Source organism: Agrobacterium pusense (assembly GCF_900102105.1).
Taxonomy (GTDB): domain Bacteria; phylum Pseudomonadota; class Alphaproteobacteria; order Rhizobiales; family Rhizobiaceae; genus Agrobacterium; species Agrobacterium pusense.
This window is the reverse complement of sequence record NZ_FNBB01000003.1, coordinates 258,911-275,092: the sequence shown is the minus strand read 5'-3', so window position 1 is coordinate 275,092 and position 16,182 is coordinate 258,911. Positions and strand designations below refer to the sequence as shown.

The window sequence follows — 16,182 nt, the reverse complement described above, 5'->3', positions numbered from 1 at the left end:
TCAAGGGGGGAGATCAGTCGCTGTGGCCGCTCGTTCCCTCGCCAGTATGCTCGCTGCGACCGTCGATGCGGAAATGAGTATTCGGAGCAGGCCCCTTGTCGATCTCCCCCCTTGAGGGGGAGATGTCCGGCAGGACAGAGGGGGGTAAGCCACACCCCGGCCGCCATTCCATACTACTTCAAAACTTCAACCCAGAAACCGCCAAAGGATTATCCGTCAGCGCCTGCCCGTCCGGGCGGTCAATACCCGGCGCGCTGGTGAAGGCAGCGAAGAGGTCCTTTACGAAAGCCTCCGGCAAATCCTTCGTAATCAGCACCATGCGCGTGCGCTGATCAGCGGGGTCCGGCCAGGCGGAAAGACGCTCCGGCGCGTGAAAAATCGTCTGCACGCCATGGAGCACCAACGGCCTGTCCGGATTGTCCGTGAGCTTCACGATGGCCTTCATGCGCAGAAGCTTTTCACCATGCGCCGAGCGCAGCAAATCCACAAACATGTCGATGGCCATTGGGCTTATCGGCTCGTCGTGTATGATCGAAAAGGAACGAATGGATGCATCGTGGCGGTTCACGTCGTGGTCATGGTGGTGGTGGTGATCATGTGCATGATCATGGTGGTGGTGATCGTGCAGCGCCTCTTCGCCTAACCAACGGCTGACATCGGCAGTTTTATTGCCGGCATCGTAAAGGCCGTTATTGAGAAGCCCCGCAGCACTCCAGTCGGTTTTGTCACCGTCCTCGATAATCGCGCGCGGATTGAGCGCCTCTAGGCGGGCAGTCAATGCCGCAATCGTGGCGTCATCGGCGAGCGCTCGTTTCGTCACGACAATACGATCGGCCACAGCCACCTGTTTCACAGCTTCCTGATGATTGTCGAGTGTGGAGAGGCCGTTCACGGCATCCACCACAGTGACCATGCCAACCAGCACGAAATTCTGCGCAATGACCGGGTTACCCATGACCGACTGCATGACGGGAGCGGGATCGGCAAGGCCGGTCGTTTCGATGACCACGCGCTTCACCGGCTTCAGCTTGCCGGTCTGGATACCGTCCATCAGTTCCGCCAGCGTGTCCACCAGTTCGCCGCGCACGGTGCAGCAAAGGCACCCTTCCGCCAGTTCTATAATGCCCTCGCCCGCGCTTTCGACCAGCATGTGATCGATGCTGACATCGCCGAATTCATTGATGATGATCGCTGCGTCGCTCATGTCAGGATCCTTGAGGAGCCGATTGAGCAGAGTCGATTTTCCGGCGCCGAGAAATCCGGTGATAATGGAAACCGGGATACGATCGCGAGACATGTCTGGCCTGTATGTTGATTGCCGCTTTGGGGAAGTCAGTTCAGGACGTAAAACCCGCAACGGCATGAAGCTAAAACAAATCGCCCGAGGCTGGAAGCCGCGAGCGCCACTGTAATATCATAACATGATCGATCTGCGAATAGCCAAATGGCAGGCGGCCGGGAGACCTCTCCCGGCACCTTCGCCTGTCCGTCAGAATGTGGGGCGCGGGATCGGGATCGGCACATTCGCCAATTGGCCCTTTGCGGCCGCGCCCTTGGGCGCATTAACCGCGACCGTCTCGCTGCCCGGTATAAGACCGGCAAAGGAATATTCCGGCGGGCGGGTCATTTCCTGCACATAGGGCGAATGGATGACCATGCGGCCGGCATCGTCGCGTCCCTCACTGCGGATTTTCGCCGCCTTCGGGTTGCATATTTCGGCGCTGATATCGTTGACCTCTGCGGTATCGCCATAAGGGGCAAGCGAGGCGAGCGAGACACCCTGACCGGAAGGAGACGTCAGGCCCATCTGCAGAAGATCGGCCGACTGGTCGGTTCGACCCGCGAGACTATCGGCACCCAGCACCACAGTGATGATCGAGCGGCCATTGCGCACGGCCGATGCCACCTGGTTGAACCCGGAAGCGCAGATAAAGCCGGTCTTCATGCCATCCGCGCCATCGAAGCGGCCAACCAGCATATTGAAATTGGCGTAATTCTTTTTGCCGGTGGTGACGCCCTCAAGCGAGAAATAATGCGCATATTCGGGAAATTCCCGCTTGATGATCAGCGCCAGCAGCGCGAGGTCGCGGGCCGTCGTGTACTGGCCCTTCCCCGGCAGACCATTGGGGTTCACGTAATGCGTGGAATTCATGCCGAGGCGCTGCGCCTGCGCATTCATCTGCGCCACGAAATTATCCGTGTTGCCGCCGATGGTCTCCGCAATCGCGACTGCAATATCGTTGGCGGACTTGATCAGCAGCAGCTTCAGCGCGCTGTCCATCGTCAGTTTCTGGCCGGGCTTGAAATACATCTTGGAGGCGGGCTGGTCGGCGGCCTTCTTGCTCATCACCACTTCGGTCTGCGGGCTGATCTTGCCAGCCTTCATCTGCGAAAAGGCGATATAGGCGGTCATCAGCTTGGTCAGCGAGGCCGGATACCATTTGCGGAAGGCTTCCTGGTGCGAGATCACCTTGCCGGTTTTGACATCGACCACCATTTTCGGATTGGCATTGGCCACCGGGGCCGCGGCGACGACACCGGAGGTAATGATGGCAATGGCTGCGGAAAGCCGGCGGGCGGCGTTTGGCGATTTGAAAGTCTGTGGCAAGGCTAGTCCTCGAATTCCCGTCTTCAGTCGGGGAATGGCAATATTCACCATATATGTCCTAGCAATGGCAAAGTACATTGATTACGTCAATTATGCGGCGCACTATCCACCACGGAGGATGGAGTTTTACGACACGCCGCACCGATGAACCCAGGAATGAACGAATGCCGATTTTGAACAGAGCCGCCGAACTCCAGCAGGAAGTCAGCGAATGGCGGCATCACCTGCATGAAAATCCAGAGATTTTGTATGATGTCGACAACACCGCGGCCTTCGTCGCGGAGAAGCTGAAATCTTTCGGCGTTGACGAAATCGTGACCGGTCTCGGCCGCACCGGCGTCGTCGGCATCATCAGGGGCAATCTTCCAGGCAATCGCACCATCGGCTTCCGCGCGGATATGGACGCGCTGCCCATAGTCGAGGAAACCGGCAAAGCCTGGGCATCGAAAACGCCCGGCGCCATGCACGCCTGCGGCCATGACGGCCACACCGCGATGCTTCTCGGCGCGGCGAAATACCTCACCGAGACCCGCAATTTCGCGGGCTCGATCGCTGTCATTTTCCAGCCAGCGGAAGAAGGCGGCGCCGGCGCGCTCGCCATGGTCGAAGACGGCCTGATGGAGCGTTTCGGCATCGACGAAGTTTACGGAATGCACAATATGCCGGGCATTCCGCTTGGCGCCTTCGCCATCCGCAAGGGCGGCATAATGGCCGCACCGGACAAGTTCTCAATCACGGTCAAGGGCCGAGGCGGCCATGCGGCCCAGCCGCATCGCACGATCGACCCCATCACCATCGGCGCGCAGATCGTTGGCAACCTGCAGATGATCGCCTCACGCAATGCCGATCCGATCCGCTCCGTTGTCGTCTCGGTCACGCGATTTCATGCGGGTTCCAGTCACAACATCATTCCCAACGAGGCGCTGATCGCCGGCACCGTGCGCAGCCTTGATGAGACGGTGCGCGATCTCGCCCAGGAACGCATCAAGCAGATGGCGGAAGGCATTGCGCTTGCCAATGGCGCAGAAGCCGAAGTCGTCTATGAGCGCTATTGCCCGGTGACCTTTAACCACGCCGCTGAAACCGACCACGCTATCCGTGTGGCCCGCGATGTGGTTGGCGAACCGAATGTAGACCCCGATGTCGATCCCTCCATGGCAGGAGAGGATTTCTCCTTCATGCTGAAGGAAAGGCCCGGCTGCTTCATCTTTATTGGCAATGGCGATTCGGCCGGGCTCCACAATCCTGGTTATGACTTCAACGACGAAGCCATCGCCTACGGCATCTCCTATTGGGTAAAACTTGCAGAACAGCGCCTGACGAGCTGATGTCAGGCCAACGCGAAGAAAGCGGAGGACGAGATCAACCGCGATGAAGAACGCGGTTGATCCGCCGGCTGGGTCAGGTTAAAGAGCAATTCAGTGTCCACGTAGCTCAGCAGGATAGAGCACAGGATTCCTAAGACAAATTGGGGGTTGCGCCCGGAAACGACGCAATCGATCTGCTCAAAGTCGGGGAAAGCTTCGCTGGTCTTCCAGCATGCCAATCCCGAGCCAAGCTCCGGAGAAATCCGGTGAAGGTGTAGAGACTGGATGGGCAGCACCTAAAGGCCTCACGGCCCATGGTGAAGGGACAGTCCAGACCACGAACGCCCTTCCCGACAAGGCAGGGCGGCGGCGAAAGCCGAAGCGGTATGAATCCTGGGGTCGGAGGTTCGAATCCTCTCGTGGACACCATTTCCTGAAAATTTTTTAAAATCAATGACATAATCGGCTAGCGACCAGCAGACAGCTGGTCCGGGCGCGAGAAGTGGAGCGTATTCTTTGCCAGCCTGGCCGCTCGCAATTGGCAAATATCAGATCGACCGACATAAAAGCGTTTCCCCCTAGAACACAGAAAGTTCAAAGCTTCGTAAGGGAACGTTGAAAGCCCGCAATCGCTTCCTATTTCCTATCAGTGACGACGAGGCGCCTGTCGAAGTGGGTCGCGCGAGACGAGGGAGATTTGATGATCGACGAATATGGTCCATATGTGCAGATGTCCACGCTTGGAGAACAGATGGCTGCCTGCTACCAGACGGATGCAAATCTCGCGCTGGAACCGCATCTGGCACATTACATGGACGAGGTGGAGGTGAATATAGCCGCCGACAGCTTCAACCATGTTGGCTTCCTGAACAGGATCAGCAGCCGGTTGCAGGTGACGCTGGCGGCAACGACCAATCAAAGACGCCGGGAGTTTCTGCAAGCGGTTGTGGCTTCGCTTCAGGAGCGGATCGACCGCCATTCGTTCGATGTGGCTCAATAGGATTGGACCGGTCATCTCCCCGCGGTTGACCGGCTTGCCGCACTTGGTTGACGAGACGGTCACAAGGCCTGTCTTACAGGAGCCCTCGGCGGCCGTTGTTGACTTGGACGCGCCGTCGTCATTCGACGAAAATCCGGACACTCGACGCACGGCCATCGGCGTCAATCACCGTGAGTGTGGAAAACCCCTGCCCTTCCGGGCGCCATTCACTGTTGCGACGGTGGGATGCATCCGGCAGAGGCAAACCGTTGGCGAGCCAGCGGAAGGGTGCACGCCCGCCCTGAAGCTTCAGCACCAGTGGCGAGATGCCCGACTGGCCGGAAAGCTCTACCCGCGCGCCCTCGGGCGGATAAACGATGCGCGGGGCGCTTTCACGTCTTGAAGCCGAAAGCAGGCCGTTTGCGGTCGTCGTGAAACGCCGCTGGTTTGCCGGAAGGTCGGCCACGCTCACGCGCGCGACGCCGGAGGGTGCTGCCGGCATTGGCGTGATGGCCACGCCCGATTTTTCAAAGGCCTCGAAGAGGATGGGAGCCGCCGTCGCATAACCGGCAATACCCGGCACGGCGCCGTTATCGGCGCGGCCGACCCAGACGCCGACCACGTGCCGCCCGTCATACCCTATCGACCAGGCGTCGCGGTAACCGTAGCTGGTGCCGGTCTTGTAGGCGATGCCGCGCTGTTTCATGCCGAGTGGCGGCAGTATGCCGGACAGGATGTCCGAAACGTTCCAGATTGCGGCATCGGAAAACAACCGGTCGCCTTCCAGTCGTTCCGGGGCGGAGCGGACGCCATCACCAAGGCGTACCGGACCATCGCCACCTGTCAGCCCGGCATAAAGCTGGACAAGATCGACAAGCGAAATACCGGCGCCTCCGAGAGCAATGGCGAGCCCGGGTGCTTCGTTGGCGGGCAACGCGAGTGTGACGCCAGACCGCCGGAACCGCACCATCAGCGCCGATGGGCTCACCGCGTCGAGCAATTTCACGGCGGGCACGTTGAGCGACAGTTGCAGCGCCTGCCTGATGCTGACATCGCCCTGATAATGCATGTCGAAATTGCGCGGCCGGTAACCGGAAAAATCAGCCGGGCGATCCTCGATGATGGTCTCCTGACCGATCAGGCCATCCTCAAAGGCGAGGCCATAAATGAATGGCTTGAGGGTCGATCCGGGCGAGCGCACCGCGCGGCTCATCTCCACGAAACCCCTCCTCGCGGTATCGAGATAATCCGCCGAGCCGACCTCCGCCAGAATATCCCCGCTCTCTGCATCGGCCATGACGATGGCGACGGATACCTTATCGCCGATTTTTCCTGCTGCATGGCGCGCCACGCCTTCCAGTTCCCGCTGGATCGACAGCTTCAGCGTCGAGCGTATTTCCGCAGCATTGGGGAATTTCGCACGCGCGGCAGCAGCCATGTGCGGTGCTAACGCCGGCAGGTCGCGCCGGCTGGTCGGAACGCCCGCAAGCGTCGCCCGTTCCGCTTCGCCCTCACCCACGACACGTTCGACGGCAAGCCTCTGCAAGACCCGTTCCCTTGCCTGTCTCGCCGCCTCGGGATACCTGTCCGGGCGACGCCTTTCTGGCAATTGCGGCAGGGCGACCAGAAGGGCAGCCTCGGCCGTGTCGAGCCTTCCCGGCTCCTTGCCGAACCAGGCGAGGCTGGCCGCGCGTATGCCTTCGAGATTGCCGCCATAGGGCGCGATATTCAGATAAAGATCGAGGATATCCGCCTTGCTGAGCCGCCGTTCGATTTGAATAGCCCGCAGGGCCTGAAGAAGCTTTGCCGAGAAGGAGCGGTCGGCGCGCGGCTCGACCAGCCGCGCCACCTGCATGGAAAGCGTCGAGGCGCCGGATACGATCCGGCCGTTGCTCACCAGTTGCCACGCGGAACGCAGCAAGGCCCAGGGATCGATACCGTGATGGTCGTAAAAGCGTTGGTCCTCATAGGCGACCAGCATCCGCAGGAACTGCGGATCGACCTCGGCCGCCGTGGTGTCGAGCCGCCAGCGGCCATCCGGTGTTGCGAAGGCACGCAGCAACTTGCCGTCGCGGTCCAACACCTCGAAGGATCGCTGCCGCGCTGCCTCGAGCGGCGGCGGGTAGGCCTTGTCCAGCGCATCGAGACCGAAGGCCGCACCGCCGATAAGCAATGCGGCCACAACGAAGCCGACGATGACAGCCTTTTTCCGTCTCATGGGGTCGCCGAACGCACCTCCATGCGGCCGGTTGCGGTGCGGGCGGCAAATTGCGGCCGGTACATATCCTCAACAGACGCCGCCGGATGATCATAAGTACCGGGAGTGACCGCGCGGACGACATAGGCCAGCGCAATTTCCGAACTGTCCCCTGCCGAGCGATCGAAGGCCGCCACAAAACGGTCGTAGCGGAATTCGGTATGCGCCGCCTCCGTTTCCGGCAACCAGTCGAAATTCGACAGTTCGGCCGAATTGACGAGGCTCGGATTGTCGATCTCGAAACCGGAAGGCAGTAGATCCGTCACCAGAATGCGCGACTGCCAGTTATTTTGCGGCACCACGTTCAGAACCACGACATAACGTTCGTTCTGTGTGACGTCGCTCGGGTTCACCTCTTCACCGTCCATGGAGTAATAGGTGCGGGTGATGGTGAAGCCTTCGCCGCCGGCAGCGAGCGGCTGAGCCGGCGGGGCCACCGTAGTGACGACGGCCGTGACCGGATCAGCCGAGGCATTGGCGATCTTCAGCGGTGCGGCCAGCAACTCGTCGCCGCTCATCCGCTTCCCGAAACCGCCGGTCTGCAGATCACCGTTCACATCGAGACGGATATCCTTGTCCTCGCCTTTCACGGCCCGGGCGGCCAGCAGCATCCATGCCTGCTCCTGTGTGCTGGTATAGGGCTTCTTTTCCCATTCCCTTGCCACGGCACCGGCAAGCTGCGGCACGACGGCCGGAACCGGACGGCTTTCCGCCGCCAGCGCCAGCGCCGCCGCACCGTCGCGAAGGGCGGAGCCGTAATCGGCGCGGGCGAAGCTGACATTGGTGGCGCGGCTGGCCATGTCGAGCGAAGCACCGAACACGGTCTTCGAACGGGTTTGGTCGCCGTAAAGCGAAAGGGCTGCGGCAACCTGCGCCTTGGCAAGCGGCGTCGGGAAATCGGCAAGCGCAGTATCGGCGTAATAACGCAGATCGTTGATCGCCGCCTTGCGGTTGCGCGCCAGCACATAAAGCGAATAGGCGATCTCGTTGCCGCGATCCTTGACATTGCTGTCATAGGACAGGCCGTTCTGCAGGTTGTTCAACGCCTGCACCATGGCCGCTTCGGGGACATCGTACTTCTGCTCGCGCGCGCGGGTCAGGAAGTCGGTAATATAGGCATCGAGCCACAGATCGCCGTAACCCGGCGACCAGAGGCCGAAGCTGCCGGAACTCGACTGGAAGGACAGCACGCGGTAGACCGCTTCCTGAACCCTCTTACGGGTGTCGGGATCTTCAGCCATGCCGCTGTCCTTTGTCAGTTCCGAGACGTAAAGCAGCGGCAGCGCGCGGCTCGTCGTCTGTTCGGCGCAGCCGTAAGGATATTTGTCCAGCATCATCACCAGCGCCGGGATATCGAAAGCGGGCGAGCGCGTGACATTAACGGCGACGGACGAGCCGAGGAGCATGCTGTCGGCCAGAAGATCACCATTGATCGTCAGGCTGCTGTTCGGCGCAATCTTGATTTCGCGCCGCGTCGTGACTGGAAGAACGGCCGGGCGCACCGGAACGTTCAGAACCTGCTCAAGCGAGACACCTGCCGCATTGGAGACCTTTATGGTGATCGCGCCATTGCCGGGCTGCTCGCCCGTCAGCGGAACGGTCAAAGACGACTTGCCGCCCTTTTGCAGCGCAAGTGTCTGCGACACTTCACCCTGATCGACCGTCAGAGCCGTATTGCTGGTCACATCCAGCCGGTAGTCGCCGGCGTCGCCATCCGTATTGGCGATATCGAGCCGCAATTGCGAGATATCGCCGGGGGCGAGGAATTTCGGCGCGCTGGCGGTTACCACGACGGGATCGCGAATGATGGCATCGGAAACCGCATGTCCCACGCCGGTCTTCGTCCAGGCAACCGCCATGATGCGGGCCGTCCCGTTGAACTGCGGAATATCGAAGCTCACAGTCGCCTTGCCGTTAGCGTCGAGTTCAACCGGACCGGCAAAGAAGGCCACAAGCTTTTCCGTGGGTGGGCTGCCCTGAAGGGCCGCCCCGCCGCCATCACCGCCGGTGCGCAGCCGGCCCGTGGCGCCAAGCGAGCCGTCAATCAGGCGGCCATAGAGGTCGCGGATTTCCAGTCCCAGCCGGCGCTGGCCGAAATACCATTCATCCGGCTTCGGCGGCTCATAGCGGGTGAGGTTCAAGATGCCGACATCGACCGCCGCAACGATGGCGTAGGCCTTTTCGCCCACACCAGCCCCCGCAACCGTGATCGGAATTTCGAGCGGCTGGCGCGGCAGCGTCTTCTGCGGCGCGCCGAGTTTGACGGCAAGCTTGCGCTCGGCCGGATCGACGGCAAGCCACTTGATGCCGATGGCGCGCATGGGCATACGGCTTTCCTGCGCGTCGCCGGGGCGGAACAGCGTCGCCGTCACATAAGCGCCAGCGCCCCATTCCTCGGTGACCGGAATGTCGATCTCGCCGCCCTCTTCGCCGATCTCGGCATTCTGTACCGCAATCAGCTTTTCCGAACCGGACGTTATCATCAATTCACCGGCGAAACGTGAGGAGACCTTGAGTTTGGCCGTATCGCCGATCTTGTAGCTCTGTTTGTCCAGCGCGATTTCCAGCGCATCCGGCGTTTCCGTCGAGCTTGCCTCCACATAGAAACCGGCATCGAATTCGACACTGGAAACCGGTGCGCCATTACCCGCACCCTCCACTTCCAGCCGGTAGCGGCCCCAGGTGACCGGCACGGAAATTTCGCCGCCATTGGCGTCGACCGAAAGCGTGCCGGTTTCCTGCTGCTTGGTATATTCCACGGGCTCATAACGCCAGGAATTACCCTGACGATACCATTGATAGTTACGCTCTACCTTGATGAGCTTCCAGGTCAGGCCATTGATCGCCTGTTTGGCACCATCGGCACTGACACCGATGATATGGAAACGTCCAACGGAGTTCTGGGCGAGATCGCCGGAAAACTGCGGCTTGATGCCAATGACGGATGCTTCCGCCTTGATGGGCAGCGCCAGCGAGCGTTCCACGGCGCGGCCGCCGGCTTCGCGCATGCGCACGGTGATGTTGGCGGAGAGAAGCTGCGTTGTGGATGGCAGATCGGTGAGATCAACGTTGAAGCTCGCTTTGCCCTCTTCATCCAGGACCGGCAGATCGGCAAGCGTCGTGCGGTTTTCCTCTTCGCTTTCCTCATCGGCCAGGCCGAAGAAATAACCTTCGAAATCGGCGCTGGTGCGCGTCGGCTTGATCGCGACCTCCCCTTCCAGCGTCAGGCCGGCAGCGGGCGCGCCATAAAGATAACGGCCATCAACGTCGATTGCCGTTTCTGCGCCCGGATCGATCTGTTTTGCCTTGCTCGAGAGGTCAAACTCGGTGCGGTCAGGCACAAAATCATCGACAAGGAAGCTCTTTTCGCTGATCGCAGCCGTCTTCGGGTCGGTATGGATGCGCAATGTCCAGGTGCCGCGCATGGCATTTGCCTGCAACGGCAGATCCACCGCATGACCGCCAAGCGCCTTGCCGTCGCTGACAAAGCGCCGGTCTTCCACGCCGTCAGGGCGTGAGAAAATGAAAGTGAGCGGCAGGTCCTCGATTGCCTTGCCGTCAACGTCACGGGCCAGGGCTGCGGCATGCACGGTCTCGCCGGCACGATAGATGCCACGTTCGGTCCAGCTGAACACGTCGATAGCACCGGGTGCTGCACGTCCCGTCACGCCGCGATCCGAAAGATCGAAGCCTGCACGGGTCATATCGAGGAACACGTAATCCTTATCGCCGTTGCGCGCCGTCAGGATGGCAGGCGCCTGAGCCGCCGTGCCGCGCATCAGGCCGGCAGAGAACACCGCGCGGCCGTCCGCATCGGTTGTCGCGGTGCCCAGCACCTCGTTGTTCTTGGCCAGGAGCTGCAGATCCACGTCCGCAAGCGGTTTGGCGCTGCCGAGTGCACGGACAAATACATTCAAACCGTCCGTTCCGGCATAGGTGGTGATGCCGGTATCCGACACGAGGAACCATTGGGTGGCGCGCGAATCCCAGGTTTCCGGCGCCGTGCCCGGCGGCACGGCAGTCAGCACATAGATGCCCGGCTTGCGCTCCGGCAAGGCCTCATCCACTGGAAAACTCGTGACCACATCCTTGTTGAGATCGGGCTGGATATCAATCGAGCCCTGCCAGACAAGCTCGCCGATTTCGTTTTCGATACGGTCGGCATTGTAACCGTCCATCTGCGTCAGAAACTGCGAATTTGCCAGCAGCGCGGTGATATTGCGGTCACCGACGCGATAAAGCTTCAGGTCGGCCTTGTCGGCATTCACAGAGACAATCGGAATGCCACGGCGCGCACTGCCCGGCAGCACGAAATTCTCGCCGGTGAAGCGCACGCTGGCCGTGCGGTCACGCACGTAAATATCGAGATTGACCTGTTTTTCCAGCGGCTCTTCCACGGAAGACGGCAGGCCGGCGCGCAGTGCGATCTTGTAGCGCTGGCCATGGGTCAGGCCTTCGACGCAAATTTCGCTGCCCTTCGCCTCGATGGCCTTGGGGGCTGCCCCATCCAGCGTGATGAAGGAAGAATAATCGACGCCATTCTTCACCAGCGGTTCGGAAAACTGCACGCAGGCGCGCGGGCTTACGCTGTCCGTATCCACCGTATTGTTGATGACGCGAAAACCCTGGCGCGTGCGCAGGTCGGCATAGGCCGCCTTTGTCTGTGCATCATCGGTGAGCGCAAGGCTTTCCTTATAGGCATTGAGGGCTGCGCGATAATTCTGGGTTCTTTCAAATGCCTTCGCCAGCCGGTTCAGGGCTTCTGTGCGGGCGCTGACTGTTCGGCTCAGCTGATAGGCATTGATGGCGGCAGACGCCGCTTGCCCTGCGATCGAATAATTATCGGTGACCTGCGCCGCCTTTTCGGAAAGCTCCGCCCAGAGCGCGCCGTCGTCTGGCGTGATCGCAAGGGCCTGCTTATAGGTCGTAACCGCATCGGGAATATTGCCCCCGGCCGCCTGCTGCCGCGCCGTCTGTACGAGGGCTTCCACGCCTTGCCCGCCCTCACCGTCATTCGCCGCAAGGCCGGATTTCATTCGGCGCGCTTCCTGCTGCAGGCTGTCAGTGACGAAGGACAGGCGCTGCGGCGCGCCGATATCGGCTTCCGTCGCCACTTCGACAATCTTGCCGGCAACCGCACCGGGGAAGGCGTTCAGCTGATTGAAATCAGATTTGAGGAAGCACCATTTCACCTTTGGATTGTAGGTAAAGGCCTTGCAGGATGTGTCTCCGGCGCAAATCTCGCCACATTGCTCCAACGAGACGTTTTGCTCCGTCCTGAGATCGAAGCCGAAATAATCGCCATTTTGGGTGGTCACGACCTTGCGGGAGGGTTCCGCCGCCATGGCTGGCGCGAAAATCATGGCGGCTGAGACCGCAACCAGCGAAATCCGGACGAGCGCGCGCAACGACATCAGTTCTCTCCCCGCAACAGACATGTCGGGCGGGACTCTGGTCAAATCCACGCATGGTTGTCAACGCATCTTCGTCAATTCGCGCCATGACAATCTGTGGAGAGTAAAAGAAGCTGCGATTAGTCCTCTATTTTACGCGCTTCCGAGATGAGCATGATCGGCACACCGTCACGAATTGGATAAGCAAGCCGCGCATTTTCGGAGATGAGTTCATTGCGGGCACGGTCATAGGAAAGGCGGCCCTTCGTCAAAGGGCAGACAAGCAATTCGAGAAGCTTCGGATCGACGTTGTTCATCCTGTCGTCCATGGCGGCGATCCTACTGCAGCACGTTGCCGCCCTCACCCGATCCCTGGGCAAGAACGATCTCGGTGATGGCGATCAATGTTTCGGCCCGCGTCTTGAGATCGGGCGCTTCCAGCAGCGCCTGTTTTTCGGCGGGTCCAAAGGGAGACATCATGGAAAGCGAATTGACCAGAACACGGTTGCCGGCCCTTTCCACACTCTCCCAATCCGCTTCCAGCTGGTTGGCATCCAGAAACGAGCGGAACACCCGCAGCAGGTTTTCACGGTCCACGGCCTCCTCATCGTATTCGCCGGAGAGATCGGCGATGAAGGGCGCGTGACGGAAACTGCGATAGGGCTTGCCGGCCTCCACCTCCTCCAGCAGACGGAAACGGCACACACCGGTGAGCGAGATGATGTAACGGCCATCGCCGGTTTCGGAAAAGGAGGTGATGCGGCCAAGGCACCCAACCGCACTCAACGGCCCGCCCTCTAGGCCCGATTCAATGACATGAAGGGCTGGCTGCACCATGCCGATGAGACGGTGACCCGCCAACGCCGTGTCGATCATGGCAAGATATCTTGGCTCGAAGATATTGAGTGGAAGATGGCCTTCCGGCAACAGAAGAGCACCGGGAAGGGGAAAAACCGGCACGGTTTCCGGCAGGTCGTCGCTCTTCACATATCTTGCATTTCCGACATGCATGGGAATCAAGCCCCCTGTTCACTGCTGCCGGCCGGCGGATCAACCGCCTGGCCGGGATATGCCCGCATTAAGAAAACAGTATCGACGAAAGCTTCCGGCGGCCCGCGACGGTCGCCGGATCCTTAAAGCCCCAGGCCTCGAAAAATTCGAGAAGCTGGCGGCGCGCGCCGTCGTCGTCGAAGGTCCGATCCTTACGCATGACGTAGAGCAGATGATCCGCCGCCTCGTCGCGCCGGCCCTGCGCATTCAGCACCTTCGCAAGCTTAACCCGTGCCTCGTGTCGATCCGGGTCGGCTGCCAGTTCGCTTTCCAGCGCCACGGGATCGCCGATCTTGCGGGCTTCCTCATATTGGGCGATCTTTTTCGAAACGAGCTGAATGCCCGCATCCTCATTGAGTTCCGCCGGCAGTGACGACAGCAATTCACTGGCCCGCTCATATTGTCCGGCGGCGATCATGCATTCGGCAATGCCGGCAATCGCTGCGGGGTTTTCCGGATCCGCCTGCATGACGGCGCCAAAGAGCTGTGCTGCGCCGTTGAAATCGCCATCGGCCAGAAGCTGTTTCGCTTCGGTCAGAACGGCCTCGATCTCCGCCTTGGGATCGCCTGCATCAGGGCCGGCAATCTTTTCGATGAATTGCTTGATCTGGCTTTCCGGCACCGCGCCCATGAAGCCATCGACCGGCCGGCCATCCGCAAAAGCGACGATTGCCGGAATAGACTGGATGCCGAGCTGTCCGGGAATGGACGGGTGGTCGTCAATGTTCAGCTTCACGAGCTTCACGCGGCCATTCGCTTCGTTGACGACTTTCTCGAGCACGGGCGTCAGCTGTTTGCACGGGCCGCACCAGGGCGCCCAGAAATCCACGAGAACTGGCTGACGACGTGACTCTTCGAGAACGTCCTTGGAGAAACCAGCCGTCGTTGTGTCCTTGATGTGTCCGGAGGACGCACCATTCAGCTCGCCACTATAGTGCGCGCTTGCGGACATCTGCCCGCCGTAGGAACCGCCGTAAGGATTATTCGTGTCGCTCATGCCGGTCTCCCGTAACCTCTGTCATATGTCTTGATTGAAGCAAAGATCGTATCTCACTCGCTGACTTTCAAGACAAGCGGCGTATGTCCGGTCGCCTCGAGAAAGCGAATGAGATCCGCGGATGCGATTGTCGTCGTCTGATCGTTGGAGAGCGGGTGGCCATTGACAAGTTCGTTTTCCAGCAGCGCGCTATCCAACACAAAAGTGACCTGCCGGTCCGTGTCGTTGATTGCGCCGAACACCGTGACCGAACCCGGCACCACACCCAGATATTCGAGCATTTTTTCCGGCCGGCCGAAGGACACGCGGCTTGCAGCACCGATGATCTTATGGACGCTTTTCAGATCCACCACCGCGTTTTCTTCCACGGTCAGAACGAAGTACTGGTCCTTCTTGTCCTTTACAAAGAGGTTCTTTGTGTGGCCCCCAGGGATCAGGTCGCGCAATGACTGCGATTCCGCGACGGTAAAGACAGGCTCGTGCTGTTTCGTGGTGTGCGAAATTCCGAGCCCATCGAGAAATTCGAACAGCTCCGCTGCCGTCTTGCGAGAATTCTCCGCCATATGCTGCCACCTGCCTCTGCCGATTCCATTGTCGTTGCGTCATGATTAAGGGGGCAGCCGCCTATTGGCAACGCGGGAAAAATCGGCTGCAGGAAAAATTATCAATCTTTTCCGCCGCTTGTCGCATTTCTCAAAGAAATTTTCGCGTTTTTGTCATTTCCCTGTTGCATTCCAAAATCGATTGAGCGATATAGCGCCCGTCGCCGCTTCGGCGGCCCACGGTTCAGCATACTACCCCGGACCGGTGGATTTGAGCGGGTGTAGCTCAGGGGTAGAGCACAACCTTGCCAAGGTTGGGGTCGAGGGTTCAAATCCCTTCGCCCGCTCCAGTTTCCCAAGTTATGATCTTCCGGATGTTTATTTTTTTCGCAGCGGCGGTTTTCGTTGCGGCGTCACCGGCTTCATATTGTCTGTGTACGAGCGGTACAAAAATCGTCCCCCGTGCGGAACCTATATCGAGGATGGCCGTTTGAACGCCGAGGCTCCTAACCTCAGTTCCCTCTGATTGCCCGCTGTCAGCGGGCATTTTTTTACCCTCTTTAAAGTCGCCACCCGCGCCCGCCCCTTTGAAACTACGGGTGAGAGCCCCGTCATACGCGGCTGAATGGCAGAACAACCCTGTCAGCAACAACAATATGACGCCTTGATCTTGCCATATTTCATTCAGTGTGCTTTTGTGCAGCCGCCCTTGTGGGAGGGGGTAGAGGTTGAGGCCCGCTGGCTGCATTTTAGCAGTAGCGGGTTTCCCTTTTTTTGGGCGAGATTCGCCAGCAAAGGCGCCTGATCCATTGCTATTTTCCGTTGAGACAAGCAACGAACTCCCGCGCTGCACGGTGAGGTATGGTTATTTCGTATGAAGAAAGTGGTAGCGGGAGAGGGACTTGAACCCCCGACACGCGGATTATGATTCCGCTGCTCTAACCACCTGAGCTACCCCGCCACAGGGGAAACGTGACAGTCATGTGACCGGCTGTTCCATCAGGATGAGCGGCTTATAAGGTGCCGCTCCCCAAAGTGTCAAGCGCAAG

General features: G+C 59.8%; 11 protein-coding genes and 2 tRNA genes. 3 read left to right on the top strand and 10 right to left on the bottom strand.

Going from position 1 to position 16,182, the window contains the following annotated elements; all coding sequences use genetic code 11:
• Nucleotides 1-178: 178 nt before the first annotated feature.
• Both BLU28_RS10275 and BLU28_RS10270 read right to left on the bottom strand, forming a co-directional pair.
• Nucleotides 179-1,297: a CobW family GTP-binding protein gene (locus BLU28_RS10275; protein ID WP_077985775.1), complete on the bottom strand. Its 1,119-nt coding sequence runs from the start codon at nt 1,295-1,297 to the stop codon at nt 179-181.
• A gap of 192 nt (nt 1,298-1,489) precedes the next feature.
• Nucleotides 1,490-2,608, bottom strand: coding sequence for a D-alanyl-D-alanine carboxypeptidase family protein (locus BLU28_RS10270; protein ID WP_175477680.1), 1,119 nt, complete (start codon nt 2,606-2,608; stop codon nt 1,490-1,492).
• Nucleotides 2,609-2,772: 164 nt separating this feature from the next.
• Here BLU28_RS10270 and BLU28_RS10265 point away from each other — a divergent pair, with 164 nt between their 5' ends.
• A complete protein-coding gene (locus BLU28_RS10265) occupies nt 2,773-3,936 on the top strand; it encodes a M20 aminoacylase family protein (RefSeq protein ID WP_077985777.1) in 1,164 nt (387 codons plus the stop codon).
• Between the two features lie 679 nt (nt 3,937-4,615).
• The gene (locus BLU28_RS10255; RefSeq protein ID WP_004445697.1) at nt 4,616-4,915 is read left to right on the top strand and encodes a hypothetical protein; all 300 of its coding nucleotides are present in this window, start codon (nt 4,616-4,618) and stop codon (nt 4,913-4,915) included.
• Between the two features lie 118 nt (nt 4,916-5,033).
• Here BLU28_RS10255 and pbpC read toward each other — a convergent pair whose 3' ends face one another.
• From pbpC to BLU28_RS10225, 6 genes are all read right to left on the bottom strand, one after another.
• Nucleotides 5,034-7,112, bottom strand: coding sequence for a penicillin-binding protein 1C (gene pbpC / locus BLU28_RS10250; RefSeq protein ID WP_077985778.1), 2,079 nt, complete (start codon nt 7,110-7,112; stop codon nt 5,034-5,036).
• Entirely contained in the window at nt 7,109-12,565 is a 5,457-nt protein-coding gene (locus BLU28_RS10245; RefSeq protein ID WP_077985779.1) for an alpha-2-macroglobulin family protein, read from the bottom strand. Before BLU28_RS10245 ends, pbpC begins: the two co-directional genes overlap by 4 nt.
• A 119-nt stretch (nt 12,566-12,684) precedes the next feature.
• Nucleotides 12,685-12,873: a Trm112 family protein gene (locus BLU28_RS10240; RefSeq protein ID WP_004445702.1), complete on the bottom strand. Its 189-nt coding sequence runs from the start codon at nt 12,871-12,873 to the stop codon at nt 12,685-12,687.
• 10 nt (nt 12,874-12,883) lie between these two features.
• Nucleotides 12,884-13,555 (bottom strand): LON peptidase substrate-binding domain-containing protein, encoded by a 672-nt coding sequence (locus BLU28_RS10235; RefSeq protein ID WP_022563035.1) that lies wholly within the window; start codon nt 13,553-13,555, stop codon nt 12,884-12,886.
• 67 nt (nt 13,556-13,622) lie between these two features.
• The gene (gene trxA / locus BLU28_RS10230; protein WP_022563036.1) at nt 13,623-14,591 is read right to left on the bottom strand and encodes a thioredoxin; all 969 of its coding nucleotides are present in this window, start codon (nt 14,589-14,591) and stop codon (nt 13,623-13,625) included.
• 53 nt (nt 14,592-14,644) lie between these two features.
• The gene (locus tag BLU28_RS10225; protein WP_004445709.1) at nt 14,645-15,154 is read right to left on the bottom strand and encodes a prolyl-tRNA synthetase associated domain-containing protein; all 510 of its coding nucleotides are present in this window, start codon (nt 15,152-15,154) and stop codon (nt 14,645-14,647) included.
• A 254-nt stretch (nt 15,155-15,408) separates the two neighbouring features.
• Here BLU28_RS10225 and BLU28_RS10220 point away from each other — a divergent pair.
• Nucleotides 15,409-15,483: transfer RNA gene (locus BLU28_RS10220), tRNA-Gly, on the top strand.
• On the opposite strand, the gene BLU28_RS10215 is transcribed toward BLU28_RS10220, so the two are convergent.
• Together BLU28_RS10215 and BLU28_RS10210 are read right to left on the bottom strand one after the other, a co-directional pair.
• Entirely contained in the window at nt 15,462-15,968 is a 507-nt protein-coding gene (locus BLU28_RS10215; protein ID WP_139190398.1) for a hypothetical protein, read from the bottom strand. The two genes, BLU28_RS10220 and BLU28_RS10215, sit on opposite strands and share 22 nt — an antisense overlap.
• Nucleotides 15,969-16,017: 49 nt before the next feature.
• Nucleotides 16,018-16,094: transfer RNA gene (locus tag BLU28_RS10210), tRNA-Met, on the bottom strand.
• Nucleotides 16,095-16,182: the final 88 nt, after the last annotated feature.

Excerpts from the sequence above, each read along its gene's own strand:
- BLU28_RS10275 (WP_077985775.1), bottom strand. The coding sequence starts at position 1,297 with ATGTCTCGCGATCGTATCCCGGTTTCCATTATCACCGGATTTCTCGGC.
- BLU28_RS10265 (WP_077985777.1), top strand. The coding sequence starts at position 2,773 with ATGCCGATTTTGAACAGAGCCGCCGAACTCCAGCAGGAAGTCAGCGAA.
- BLU28_RS10255 (WP_004445697.1), top strand. The coding sequence starts at position 4,616 with ATGATCGACGAATATGGTCCATATGTGCAGATGTCCACGCTTGGAGAA.
- pbpC (WP_077985778.1), bottom strand. The coding sequence starts at position 7,112 with ATGAGACGGAAAAAGGCTGTCATCGTCGGCTTCGTTGTGGCCGCATTG.
- BLU28_RS10245 (WP_077985779.1), bottom strand. The coding sequence starts at position 12,565 with ATGTCGTTGCGCGCGCTCGTCCGGATTTCGCTGGTTGCGGTCTCAGCC.
- BLU28_RS10240 (WP_004445702.1), bottom strand. The coding sequence starts at position 12,873 with ATGGACGACAGGATGAACAACGTCGATCCGAAGCTTCTCGAATTGCTT.
- BLU28_RS10235 (WP_022563035.1), bottom strand. The coding sequence starts at position 13,555 with ATGCATGTCGGAAATGCAAGATATGTGAAGAGCGACGACCTGCCGGAA.
- trxA (WP_022563036.1), bottom strand. The coding sequence starts at position 14,591 with ATGAGCGACACGAATAATCCTTACGGCGGTTCCTACGGCGGGCAGATG.
- BLU28_RS10225 (WP_004445709.1), bottom strand. The coding sequence starts at position 15,154 with ATGGCGGAGAATTCTCGCAAGACGGCAGCGGAGCTGTTCGAATTTCTC.